Source organism: Gluconobacter sp. OJB (assembly GCF_039638275.1).
Lineage (GTDB): Bacteria > Pseudomonadota > Alphaproteobacteria > Acetobacterales > Acetobacteraceae > Gluconobacter > Gluconobacter cerevisiae.
The window spans coordinates 2,589,837-2,601,944 of sequence record NZ_JBDIWH010000001.1 but is presented as its reverse complement, the minus strand read 5'-3'; the positions used below and the strand labels follow the sequence as shown (position 1 = coordinate 2,601,944).

The 12,108-nt window shown below is 56.0% G+C and carries 13 protein-coding genes; 2 read left to right on the top strand and 11 right to left on the bottom strand.

The genetic code is table 11. The features are described 5' to 3' along the window. Nucleotides 1–78 precede the first annotated feature (78 nt). The 7 genes from ABDK74_RS12100 to edd form a co-directional block, all read right to left on the bottom strand. Nucleotides 79–804 carry a flagellar hook capping FlgD N-terminal domain-containing protein gene (locus ABDK74_RS12100; protein ID WP_346003992.1) on the bottom strand — a complete coding sequence of 242 codons (726 nt, stop codon included), beginning with the start codon at nucleotides 802–804 and terminating at the stop codon, nucleotides 79–81. 16 nt (nucleotides 805–820) lie between these two features. Then, nucleotides 821–2,089: a hypothetical protein gene (locus ABDK74_RS12095; RefSeq protein WP_346003991.1), complete on the bottom strand. Its 1,269-nt coding sequence runs from the start codon at nucleotides 2,087–2,089 to the stop codon at nucleotides 821–823. A gap of 110 nt (nucleotides 2,090–2,199) precedes the next feature. Continuing rightward, the gene (locus ABDK74_RS12090) at nucleotides 2,200–2,550 is read right to left on the bottom strand and encodes a hypothetical protein (protein WP_346003990.1); all 351 of its coding nucleotides are present in this window, start codon (nucleotides 2,548–2,550) and stop codon (nucleotides 2,200–2,202) included. After that, nucleotides 2,547–4,124, bottom strand: a complete 1,578-nt coding sequence (gene purH, locus ABDK74_RS12085) for a bifunctional phosphoribosylaminoimidazolecarboxamide formyltransferase/IMP cyclohydrolase (protein ID WP_346003989.1) — start codon at nucleotides 4,122–4,124, stop codon at nucleotides 2,547–2,549. The genes ABDK74_RS12090 and purH overlap by 4 nt, the downstream gene beginning before the upstream one ends. Further along, entirely contained in the window at nucleotides 4,121–4,684 is a 564-nt protein-coding gene (locus tag ABDK74_RS12080; protein ID WP_194255377.1) for a metal-dependent hydrolase, read from the bottom strand. The genes purH and ABDK74_RS12080 overlap by 4 nt, the downstream gene beginning before the upstream one ends. Before the next feature lie 109 nt (nucleotides 4,685–4,793). Then, the gene (eda, locus tag ABDK74_RS12075) at nucleotides 4,794–5,417 is read right to left on the bottom strand and encodes a bifunctional 4-hydroxy-2-oxoglutarate aldolase/2-dehydro-3-deoxy-phosphogluconate aldolase (protein ID WP_346003988.1); all 624 of its coding nucleotides are present in this window, start codon (nucleotides 5,415–5,417) and stop codon (nucleotides 4,794–4,796) included. Nucleotides 5,418–5,429: 12 nt separating this feature from the next. Next, a complete protein-coding gene (edd, locus tag ABDK74_RS12070; RefSeq protein ID WP_194255375.1) occupies nucleotides 5,430–7,277 on the bottom strand; it encodes a phosphogluconate dehydratase in 1,848 nt (615 codons plus the stop codon). Between the two features lie 408 nt (nucleotides 7,278–7,685). Here edd and ABDK74_RS12065 point away from each other — a divergent pair, with 408 nt between their 5' ends. Beyond that, nucleotides 7,686–8,369 carry a YfdX family protein gene (locus tag ABDK74_RS12065; RefSeq protein WP_346003987.1) on the top strand — a complete coding sequence of 228 codons (684 nt, stop codon included), beginning with the start codon at nucleotides 7,686–7,688 and terminating at the stop codon, nucleotides 8,367–8,369. 82 nt (nucleotides 8,370–8,451) lie between these two features. Here ABDK74_RS12065 and ABDK74_RS12060 read toward each other — a convergent pair whose 3' ends face one another. The 4 genes from ABDK74_RS12060 to aroQ are packed head-to-tail and all read right to left on the bottom strand — an operon-like array spanning nucleotide 8,452 to nucleotide 11,289. Further along, entirely contained in the window at nucleotides 8,452–9,021 is a 570-nt protein-coding gene (locus ABDK74_RS12060) for an NIPSNAP family protein (RefSeq protein WP_346003986.1), read from the bottom strand. 14 nt (nucleotides 9,022–9,035) lie between these two features. Continuing rightward, nucleotides 9,036–10,388 (bottom strand): acetyl-CoA carboxylase biotin carboxylase subunit, encoded by a 1,353-nt coding sequence (gene accC / locus ABDK74_RS12055; RefSeq protein WP_206034831.1) that lies wholly within the window; start codon nucleotides 10,386–10,388, stop codon nucleotides 9,036–9,038. Continuing rightward, the gene (locus ABDK74_RS12050; RefSeq protein ID WP_346003985.1) at nucleotides 10,388–10,843 is read right to left on the bottom strand and encodes an acetyl-CoA carboxylase biotin carboxyl carrier protein subunit; all 456 of its coding nucleotides are present in this window, start codon (nucleotides 10,841–10,843) and stop codon (nucleotides 10,388–10,390) included. Before ABDK74_RS12050 ends, accC begins: the two co-directional genes overlap by 1 nt. Continuing rightward, the gene (gene aroQ / locus ABDK74_RS12045) at nucleotides 10,840–11,289 is read right to left on the bottom strand and encodes a type II 3-dehydroquinate dehydratase (RefSeq protein ID WP_041112562.1); all 450 of its coding nucleotides are present in this window, start codon (nucleotides 11,287–11,289) and stop codon (nucleotides 10,840–10,842) included. The genes ABDK74_RS12050 and aroQ overlap by 4 nt, the downstream gene beginning before the upstream one ends. Nucleotides 11,290–11,442: 153 nt before the next feature. Here aroQ and ABDK74_RS12040 point away from each other — a divergent pair, with 153 nt between their 5' ends. Beyond that, on the top strand, nucleotides 11,443–12,093 hold the full coding sequence (locus ABDK74_RS12040) for a septal ring lytic transglycosylase RlpA family protein (protein ID WP_346003984.1): 651 nt from the start codon (nucleotides 11,443–11,445) through the stop codon (nucleotides 12,091–12,093). Nucleotides 12,094–12,108: the final 15 nt, after the last annotated feature.

The following is a 12,108-nucleotide window of genomic DNA, read 5'->3' as shown; positions in this document are numbered from 1 at the left end:
GTTTTACTTTCGATGAACTCCATTGTGGAACAAAAAAGTTAATGCATGACTAACAATCGACTTGATTAGGCTTTGAAATCATGTACCTGAAAATCTGGTTAGATCGCTCATGCTAATGGTGGCGCCGCCCATATCGATATTTACTCCTGAATTTCCTTTGGAAACCCCTGTGACCGTTCCTGTCACCGTGGTCGGAAGTACGACACTGGTTCCGTCAGTAGAGTTTCCTTCTACTGCTACGGTGTAACCGCCATCGCTCAGTTGGGCACCAGCGTTATTTTTTCCATCCCACGTCCATGTATTTGTACCAACCGAGGCATCCACTGTCTGGGACCTAACAACAGTCCCCTTATTATCAGTTATGGCGATTGCAACCTCTCCAGTCTGCGGCGCTGTAAATGATAAAGACGCGACCCCATTCTGTAATGGCAAACTAGAAGTACTTGCCGTAGTTGTTTTTCCAATGAGACTAACAGCCGAGGCCATCTGGTTATCCTGCGTGGCTGAAATTAAGCTCGCTAGATTCGTATTGGTTTCGACTTGTTGCTGCACACCAGCAAACTGGGCCAGTTCAGCAGTAAACGAATCGGTACTGGTTGGATTACTAGGATCTTGATGCTGCAATTGGGTTGTAAGTAGCGTAAGAAACTGATTAAAATTACCGCCTAAGGAAGACAGAGAGGAACTACTTGTTGTAGCATTAGAAGCCGCAGAATAATTTGTTGCGGCATTGCTTTTTGCTGCGCTTATTGCCTGGCTTAAAAGAGACGTACTGCTTGTTGTGGTGCCAACTGAAGAAACCATGGTTCCAATCCTATTTTCAAACAGTGAGATCAACAACGCCACTTATAAAGCGGCGTTTAGTGGTGGAACTTGAAGTATCCGACGCGCTATCCCGTGAGAGGCCCAGCGAGCGGTTTTTACCCTCTTGCCGCTCATCGCGAGACGACATGTCAAGAAAGGCTGGCAATGAAAGACTGATTTGGATATCTGCCCTTGCTATAGGTTGCATTCCAGCAGTAAGGCATGAATTATCAGATAGAGCTGCAACCAATATATCCTGATCAGCTTTCAGAGACTGATAAATTTTTGGATCATCTGTATTAATATGAATCCGATGATCTTTACTTTCGGATCTATTGATTTCTACATGTATTTTTTCATTTCTACCAACGTTCATTTCAATATGCGTTGTCGTATTTCCGTTATTTTCTTGCTGGTAAAGTAAGGTATGCGCGTCAGCGCGCGAAGAGGGTTTTTCTTCATCACCTGGTGTTACAGTTTCATTTTCTGTCTGCGCTTTAGAAGATACCTCCTCCAATGATTCAGACAATGTTTTTTCCGAAGAGTCTGGAGAGATCGATTCCAGATCAATAAATGGAGTATTTTCTTTTGTGGAGTTTTCTTCAATTTTAATATTATTGGCGCAATCTCCAGAAACAATTTCTGGATTATTACTTTCCTCTGAGGAGGAATTATTATACATCAATGATAATTCTGTATTTATTTCTTTTTTATCAGTATAATTTGAATTTTCTTCATTTATAAAACTATTTACTATTCCATTAGTAGTGAAATCATTTTTTTTTGTTTGTGATAATGTATTTTTTGCCTGCTCCTGGTCATCACTAGGTAGGTGTTTATCATCAGGATCTGGAACAATCGATTGAGATGAGTTTTTTTGATTAATATTGTTTTGTGGCTGTTTTTGACTTCCACTAGAAATAGTTTTTTGTACAGTATCGGGAAGAACTTTGTTTTTAGTTACAGCCTCTTGCTTCAGAAGATGCGTACGATCTTCTAAACTCGAATCTGTACTTTGCTGCATTGTGGACTTCGTTAGCGTTCTAACTTTCGAAGGCTGCTTTTGAGTCGTATGTTCGGATCCAACAGGTTCTACTTTTGTAGCCTGAGGCTTAGTAATCGAGGCCTTCTGGCTAACCTCAAAATGTTTGGGTGTTTCCGGATGTACGTAACTTTCCAAAAACTCGTGAAACCGCTCGTTGGAAGCCAGTTGTGCCCCGGGAGCAATATCTGTGCGCCCGAGGCCAGCGATCGACGTAACTGCAGATGTCGTGACATGTGACAAGAACTTGCGCCTCCGGATCCGCCAACATCGGTAAATCCGGAAAATTATTGCACAAAAAGCGTAAAGAAAGCGTTTAACTACCGCTCGGTACTACATCCAGACGCAAGCGATCAGGGGTGGATCGTGTCATATCCTGGCGAACCCGGAAAAGCGCCTCTTGGGATCACCGGCGCGCTTGGACAGATGGGAGGGTTACCATCGAGTGCCAAAGCCTGCACGGTGTGCGTGGCCGTTGCAATCAATCCTCTAACGGCCAGTTTCTGGTTCAGGTGAATATGTGCCAGAAACTCTGCGGGCAGGATGACAGCTGTACCGTCGCTGAGCTGCACGCCGGTGGGCGTGATGTTGGCGACAGTCCCCTTGGTCACCGGAAGTGGCGTCATGTCATAGACACAGGGGGCAGCTTCCGCTGCAGAAAGGGACAGAGCCAGAACCAGGCTGGCGCAAGCGAGCTTTTTCAATGTCTGAAATGCCTCATGCCGGTGAATACCATGGCGATCCCGGCTGCGTCTGCCGCATCGATCACCTCCTGATCGCGGATGGAGCCACCCGGCTGAATGACAGCCACGGCACCCGCCGCAACGACGCTCTCAAGACCATCTGCGAAAGGAAAGAACGCATCCGAAGCCGCAACCGATCCGATTGTCAACGGAGCCTGCTCTCCGGCTTCCTTTGCCGCATCTTCGCTCTTGCGCGCTGCAATTCGTGCACTATCTACCCGTGACATCTGCCCAGCACCAATGCCCACCGTGGCGCCATTGCGAACATAGATGACAGCGTTTGATTTCACGTGCTTCGCAACGCGGAAAGCGAACAGCAGATCCTTCATTTCCTGATCCGTCGGCGCCCGCTTGGTCACGACCCTTAGGTCGGCTTGCGTTACCCGACCGGCATCGCGACTCTGGGCGAGAAAGCCACCGGCGACAGAGCGGAACGACAGCCCTTCAGCCGTCGGATCGGGTACGCCCTGCGTGAGCAGCAGACGCAGATTCTTTTTCTTTGCCAAGACCTCGACGGCCTCCGCATCGGCATCGGGAGCTACGATCACTTCCGTGAAGATCTTGCTGATCCTCTGGGCCGTTGCGCCGTCCAGCGTCCGGTTGAGGGCGACAATCCCACCAAAGGCCGAAACCGGGTCGCAGCGCAGAGCCGCAATCCAGGCCTGTTCCAACGTCGCAGCAGAGGCCACGCCACATGGATTGGCATGTTTGACGATCACTACAGTCGGTTCGTCAAACTCGGCCACAGCTTCGAATGCCGCATCCGTATCGTTGATGTTGTTATAGCTCAGCGCCTTGCCCTGAAGCTGCCGCGCGCTCGCCACGCCGTGACGCTGGCTACCGTCACGATAGAAAGCCGCCTTCTGATGCGGGTTCTCGCCGTAACGCAGCAGATCGTCCCGTGTCCCGCTCAGAGTCAGGACAGGGGGCAGAATCTCGCCGGTCTGTTTGGCAAACCAACGGGAGATCATGCTGTCATAAGCGGCTGTGTGAGCATAGGCGGAGGCCGCGTAGCTGCGCCGCTCGACCAGCACCGTACCGCCCTGCTCCAGGGATGCGATGACCGCCGCATATTGCTGCGGATCCGTCAGGATTGCGACGTGATCGAAGTTCTTGGCGGCCGCACGGATCATGGCGGGACCACCGATATCGATATTCTCGATGCAGTCTTCGTCACCCGCACCCGAAGCAACGGTGGCGGCAAACGGATAAAGATTTACACAGACCAGATCGATCGGAGCAATGTCATGCTTCGCCATCTGCTCAACATGATCGGCCAGATCGCGGCGTCCGAGAATGCCACCATGAACCTGAGGAACGAGGGTTTTGACCCGTCCGTCCAGAATTTCCGGAAAGCCTGTATGGTCCGAGACATCCTTGACTGTCAGACCGGCGTCACGAAGAGCCTTGGCAGACCCCCCGGTCGAAAGCAGTTCCGCACCGTGGGCAGCGAGCGCACGCCCCAGTTCGATCAGTCCCGTTTTGTCAGAAACGGAGAGAAGGGCACGGCGGACGGGGAGTCGGGTCTGTGTCATGATGAGAATGAAATATCCTTCAAAACATGTCCGCGCAACCGCGAGTGATGCGCAGATGGAAAGACATGGCTCGGAACAGGGCCACTGCCGGAAAATCCTGCCCAGCCCAGAAGGCAGAGGATGGGCACAAGAAGCATGATTTCCCCGATGCCGCCAGTCCGGACATAGGGCCAGAGCGAAAGTCGCGAACGACTAAGGGGGGCGAGAACCTGGCACCCTCCTGTCGGAAGATCGGCGGCGATATGCGTCGCAGCGCCGAGTAGCAGGGCACCCCATGGCCCCCTAAGACTCTCAGGTCCCATCAGGCCGTTCATGACAGCCGCAACCACGAACAGCATCAGACCCGAATGCGTCAGACCACGATGGCCGAAAGCTTTTGCCAGAAAGCGGGAGAGAATCTTCACCCGACAACCAAGCATCGAACGCTCGGTATCGATATCGGGCAAAAGGCTACCTAGCAGTCCCGTGCAGACGGAGAGTGGCTCAGGAGAAAGCACATGCCAGCGCATGGCACACAACACGGCAAAGCCGCCGATCAATAAATGGGAACGTCCAGTCACGCGCCCTTATGATCTGGTTCAGGCCGTCCCGCAAACCATTTGTTCATAAAACGTTCACGGGGAGCCACGGCATAATGCTGCACCCCGTGAACCGTTTATTGCCGCGTGTTCAGACCTTCAGGAGGGCTGCGGCCGTTGCGCGCTGACGGATCTTGTCCGCGTCAAACGCGCCCGACGTCACCCAGGAACCACCAACACAGGAAACGGTCGGAAGGGCCAGCCACTCCGGGGCGCTCTCTTCCGTAATGCCACCCGTCGGGCAGAAACGGACATTGCTGCCGAAAACACTGGCAAGGCTCTTGAGCGCAGGGATGCCGCCATTCGTCACAGCCGGAAAAAACTTGAAGCGCGACAGGCCCAGATCGAGACCGCGCATGATATCACCCGCATTGGCGACACCCGGCAGGAACGGGACGTCATGCGCGACTGAAGCCTTGACGAGAGCCTCGGTCAGGCCGGGGCTAACGATGAAGCGCGCGCCCGCTTTCACGGCACGGTCCATATCAGACGGGTTCAGAACGGTCCCCGCACCGACGAGCGCACCCGGCACCTTGGACATTTCCTCGATGACTTCGAGCGCACAGGGCGTCCGCAGCGTGACTTCCAGCGTGGACAGGCCACCCGCCACCAGAGCCTCGGCCATCGGACGGGCCTGCGCCACGTCATTGACCACCAGCACCGGCATGACCGGACAGCGGCTCATGACGGCATCAAGTTTGGCAGTATCGATCATGAGAAATCTTCCTTAGTGAATATCGTCGCCGACGGCTTCGATCACGCGATCCATCTGGGCCAGCATTGCAGAGCCGCCCGCTTCAGCCGGATCATGCACTGAACGTAACAGCGCGAACAGTTCCCGGCCCGTTCCCAATGCCGGGAGCGGCGGAGCGACCGGCGTGCGGCTGTCCCATTCTGCGGCGTCAACCAATACCTCGATCTGGCCGCTCACGGCGCAGACGCGGATCATGTCACCGTCCCGAACGCGGGCGATCGGACCACCGACCTGCGCTTCAGGGCCGACATGAATGGCCGCCGGCACTTTGCCACTGGCACCCGACATACGACCATCCGTCAGAAGCGCAACCTTGAAGCCACGATCCTGCAACACACCCAGAGTCGGCGTCAGCTTGTGCAGTTCCGGCATACCGTTGGCTTCCGGTCCCTGAAAACGCACCACCACGACAACGTCACGCTCAAGTTCGCCATTCTGATAGGCCGTGATGACGTCATGTTGGTCCTGAAACACCCGCGCAGGCGCTTCAACCGTCAGATGCTCGGACGCAATGGCGCTGCTCTTGTAGATCGCACGCCCCAGATTACCCGTCATCAGACGCATGCCGCCATCCGGACGGAAAGGCGTTGCCACATCACGCAGAATGTCGGTGTCCGTGGACGGCTTTGCGCGGCTGTACACGAGTTCGTCGCCTTCAAGCGAAGCGCGGCGGGCGTAATCGGAGAAGCCGCCCCGCGAGACCGTCAGGATGTCCTGATGCAACATTTCGGCGCGCGACAGTTCGGCGATCACGGTCGGCATCCCACCCACGCGATTGAAAGCGTTCACGTCTTCAGAGCCACTCGGATAGACGCGCGTAATCAGGGGAACAGCTGATGACAGGCGGCTGATGTCTTCCCAGTCGATCAAAATACCCGCCGCACGAGCGATCGCGGGGAGATGGATCGCATGGTTGGTCGACCCGCCTGTTGCCAGCAGCCCGACCGCCGCGTTTACGATCGCTTTCTCATCCACACACTGCGCCAGAGGACGCGCGTCTTCACCGTTCAGGCCGATTTCCGCCAGACGATGGATTCCCGAGCGCGTCATGGTCTGGCGCAGCTTCGTGTTGGGATTGATGAACGCCGAATCCGGCATCATCAGCCCCATGATCTCGACCATCATCTGGTTCGTATTGGCCGTTCCATAGAATGTGCAGGTTCCGGCGCTGTGATAGGAGGCGTTTTCCGCTTCCATCAACTCGGCCTGTCCGACCTTGCCCTGGACATAGAGCTGGCGGATGCGCTGCTTTTCCTTGTTCGGAAGGCCGGACGGCATCGGACCAGCCGGAATCAGCATGGTCGGCAGGTGGCCAAAGCGCAGAGCGCCCATCAAAAGTCCCGGCACGATCTTGTCGCAGATCCCGAGCAGAGCCACGCTTTCGAACATGCCGTGACTCAGACCAACCGCCGTGGACATGGCGATCACGTCGCGGGAGAACAGAGAAAGTTCCATCCCCTCCTGCCCCTGTGTCACACCATCGCACATGGCCGGTGCGCCGCCTGCCACCTGGGCCGTCGCCCCGACTTCACGGGCAAACAGCTTGATCTGCTCGGGATAGCGGCCATAGGGCTGATGCGCCGAGAGCATGTCGTTATAAGTCGTAATGATGCCGATATTGGTCCCGGTGGGACGCATCAGTTCCGGCTTGTCCGGGCTGGAGGCGGCGATGGCATGAGCCAGATTTCCGCAGGCGAGTCTGGGACGGAGCACACCTTTGGCCCGGTTGCGCTCCATCAGGGCAAGATACCGGCGCCGGGAGATTTTCGAACGCTCGATGATACGGGCAGTTACACTCTCGACGACGGGATTCAGAGACATCTGGAAATACTCGCTACTCGGCTGATGCCTGCAATGCGCTCCGGAAAGGCCGACTTTCCGGCGCAAGGCACGGTATCGTGATTGAGGCCCCGTTCATACGGAAAGCCCTGCCTCAGGGCAAGCCATTCCCCAAATGAAAACCTCGATATTCTCATTTTTATTTCAATAAATCATTTTTTGGAGTCGCTAAATTCCAAAAATTAAACTCCAAGCGCAATAAAGAGAATTGCATCCGTTAGTCACAATCTTCAGGATCCACCATCTTTCAGAGAGGCAACCCTGCCCACCAGAGTGAACTTCGAAAAACATTCAATGAACCGAAAATCATTAAACGATCGGTAATTTGCCTGAACTATTTTTGTGAAATACCGATAAAGACCAGAACCAAATATTCACGGAGGCAATATCATGAAATTTGTTCCGACCATCGCCGCGATTTCATCCATTCTGTGTGCAACGCCTTTTGCCAGCGCAGATTCACTTCACACACATTGGGAAAAATTCAAGGCTCACCGCGCTTTTCATCATCTTTCCGCCGACGGACAGCGCGCCTTTCAGGATATTCTGAAGGCCCGCGACATCCTTCAGACAACCGGGAAGACCGAGGCCGCCATCCCGGCACTTTATGATGCCCAGAAACGCCTTGCTGCTGCTGAAAAAGCCGACAAGAAGTTTCAGGCTGCGGAAAGCGATCTCCATCCCTCTCCGCAGCATTCCATCCTTGCCAACCATCAGCCTGTCGTCGGACAGACGGACTGGCTTCCGGTCGGGGGGGAGTTCATCGTGAGCGAAACACTGGCTCCTGAAAAGAAAGCTGCGGTCATCTCCGCCAATGCACAGTTGAAGACCGGCAATACGGATCAGGCCGCCCAGTCCATGAAAGTCGTAGGAGCAGACGCGGACTTCATTATGGCACTCGCTCCGATCGCACCAGTGCAGGGTGCGGTTTACCGGGCAACCGTTTTCACCGAGGGGCACCATCCTCAGGACGCTGTCGATGCTCTGAATCAGGCCCTGAATTCAGTGGTGTTCGTTTCCGAAAGCACAATCGAAACATTGGCGCCCGCAACTCCGGCTCCCGCCAAGAAGTAATTTTCGAAGCACGGCCTGAGACAGAAAAAAGCGGTGAGGCTTCAGCCTCACCGCTTTTTTCATATCCGTTGTTCAGACCGCTTTAACGCCAGGCGGACTCTTTAGCCGGAAGCAAAATCGCATTTTCCATAATGCTCAGACTGCTTCCGATCTTTGGCGGCCAAACTCCACTCGTCACGGCCTGAGCCCTGATCTCCATCCGCGCATTCATGTCTGCATAGGGCCAGATATGAGCCAGCCGTGGTGTCCCTTCGAGAGAAACCATCCCACAGATCAGCCCAGACAGCTCCAGCCGTGGCGGGAGGGACGCCACAAAGGCTTCCTCCACATCCCCCACCTGCCCCAGCTTCAGCTCGTAGCAGCGCCATTCATAAACGCCACCGTGCGCCCCGGCAGGAAGCAGGGGCGAAATGAGACGCCAGCTTGTGACATCGACGCTCTGGATCGCGTCTTTGGGGATAGCAGCCAGAAGCTCAGGTCTCCCGTCCAGAAGACCGGCATAGGTGTCAGCGGCCCGGAACAGGACAACCCGGTTGAGTATACCGATCTCGCTCACCCAGACGCCAAGTCCGTCACGCCCCGTGAGTGCAGAAACCACCACAGGGACCTGTCCGATCCGGACATCGAGGATAATGGTTTCCGCGTAACTCATGGACTGACTCCGTGTTATTTTCCTGCCTGCTGGGCAGCGACAAAATTTTCCAGCCAGTGGATGGTATAATCCCCCTTCTGGAAAGACGGATCCGCCAGAATTTTCTGATGGAGCGGAATGACCGTTTTCACGCCATCCACCACGCATTCGTCCAGAGCGCGCTGCATGCGGGCAATAGCTTCGGCGCGCGTTGGGGCGTGCACGATCAGCTTGGCAATCATGCTGTCGTAGTAAGGCGGGATGCGGTAGCCAGCGTAAATAGCGCTGTCCATCCGCACACCCAGCCCACCCGGAGCATGGAACACCTTGATCGTGCCTGGGCTCGGCATGAAGGTTTCCGGATCTTCCGCATTGATGCGGCACTCGATCGCATGACCGGACATTTTGATATCCGATTGCGTGTAACCAAGTGGCTCACCAGAGGCGATCCGAATCTGCTCACGCACGAGATCCACGTTGCAGACCATTTCCGTTACCGGATGCTCGACCTGAAGACGCGTGTTCATCTCGATGAAGCAGAACTGACCGTCCTGATACAGGAACTCCAGCGTGCCCGCATTGCGATAGCCCATGCGCGAAAGGGCCTCGGTCGCGGTGCGGCCAATTTCCTCACGTTCGGCGTCCGTCAGGGCCGGCGAACCGGCTTCTTCCAGTAGCTTCTGATGACGGCGCTGGAGCGAACAGTCACGCTCTCCGAAATGCACGACGTTGCCATGCGCATCGCCGAGAATCTGAAGCTCGATATGACGCGGACGGTTGAGGTACTTCTCGAGATAGACTTCGTCATTGCCGAAAGCCGCCCGGGCTTCAGCACGGGCGACCGACCAGGCTTCCTCGATGTCGTCCGCCGTCATTGCGACCTTCATCCCACGTCCGCCACCACCGGCAGCAGCCTTGATGAGGACCGGATAGCCGACTTTGTCCGCGACTTCACGCGCGGCCTGCAAGTCGGCCAGACCGCCATCAGATCCCGGCACCAGCGGCACGCCGAGCGCACGCATGGTCGTCTTGGCAGCAATCTTGTCGCCCATCGTGCGGATATGCTCGGCGGTCGGACCAATGAACGCAAGGCCGTGCTCTTCCACGGTTTCGGCGAACTCGGCATTTTCCGACAGGAAGCCATAGCCGGGATGGATGGCATCCGCTCCCGTGATCATCGCGGCCGAAAGAATGGCAGCAACGTTCAGATAGGAGTCACGCGCGCTCGGCGGCCCGATGCAGACGGCTTCGTCTGCAAGGCGCACATGCATCGCATCGGCATCTGCCGTCGAATGCACGGCAACGGTTTTGATGCCCATCTCGCGGCAGGCGCGCTGAATCCGCAGCGCGATCTCACCCCGGTTGGCAATGAGGACTTTGGAAATCATTACTCGATGATCGCCAAAGCTTCGCCGAACTCGACCGGCTGGCCGGATTCGACAAGGAACTTCGTCAGCGTGCCAGCACGAGGGGCCTTGATCTGGTTGAAGGTCTTCATGGCTTCGATGAGCATGATCGTCTGACCTGCGACAACAGGTTGGCCTTCCGTTGCAAACTGCGGGGAAGCCGGATCGGGCGTCAGATAAGCCACACCGACCATCGGGCTCGGCACCATGCCCGGATGCTTGGCCGGGTCAGCCGAAGCCGCGACGGGGGCTGCGACAGCCGGGACTGCTGTAGCCGCAGCAGCCTGCACCGGAGCAGCAGCCTGAACCACGCTCACGTTACGCGCCACGCGGATACGGCTGTCCGCTTCGGAAATCTCGATTTCGGTCAGGCCGGTCTGTGTCAGAATATCGGCCAATGCCCGGATGGCATCCTTGTCCACGAGCATACGGCTCATCCTTCGTCTTCGATCATGTCGGTTATTGCCTGAAGCGCGTGCGCATATCCCCTGACGCCGAGGCCACAGATCACGCCGATGGCGGCCTGCGAGACGTAGGTGTGATGACGGAACGGCTCCCTGCGATGAATATTAGAAATATGAACCTCAACCACCGGCAGCTCGACCGCCAGAAGCGCATCGAGCAGAGCAATCGAGGTGTGCCCGTAAGCTGCAGGATTGATCACGATTCCGTCTGCACGGCCGCGGCATTCCTGAACCCAGGACACAAGTTCACCCTCTCCGTTCGTCTGGCGGAAATCAATGGCAACATCAAGCCGTTCCGCAGCCTGAATGCACACCTGCTCAACATCATCGAGCGTGGCGTGACCGTAGATTCCGGGCTGGCGAAGACCCAGCATATTGAGATTCGGACCGTTGAGAACGGTGATCAGAGGGCGTTTCATCTGGCCGCGCGATAGCACTTTCGAAGCTGTCATGAAAGCGTCATTGCCCTATTACTGCCGTCTTCAGGGTGTCCAAAAGACGACAGGGCAGCATTTTTGTGCTATCAGGTGCAATCTGAGCCCATCCCGTCCACTGGAGAAGAACCTGATATAGTGCGCTTTAACCTGTCTGCCCTTCGCAATCCCTTAGGCTTCATCCCTCTGCGCAGCATGACATTTGCAGTAGCGCTTGCAGGTCTGGCCGGTCATCACACCGCTCATGCGAGTGACGAGTCCGCCATCGATGGAACGACGAGAACAAGCTGGGCAGACTCCGTTCGGGCCGCACTCTCCAATCGCGCCCATCAGGCGGCACATGCCTGGTCCCAGCATGGTATGGCGAGCTGGTATGGACGGCATTTCCATGGGCGGCGCACGGCCAGCGGAACGGTTTTCAACACCAATGACCTGACGGCCGCACACCCATCCCTGCCGATCGGGACGAAACTGCTGGTGACGTCCCAAGATACGGGGCGTTCAGTTGTGGTGACGGTCAACGACCGTGGCCCTTTCAACAGTCGCATCATTGACCTGTCCCACGCTGCGGCCGCGAAAATCGGCATGCTGGGCGCAGGAACGGCGCATGTCACGATCGCGAAAATGACGGAAGCGGTTCCCTCCCCGCAGTCCACCTCCGAGCCTGAAGTGGCGGAAGCCGATCCTTCGGACACCAGCGCCCAGGCCATTGAAGCCGCAGGCACCAATACAGCCCCTGCCTCTCCGCGGGGCAGCGCATCACAGCGTATCCCGCACCATCACCACTGACGCTGAACGTCTGGC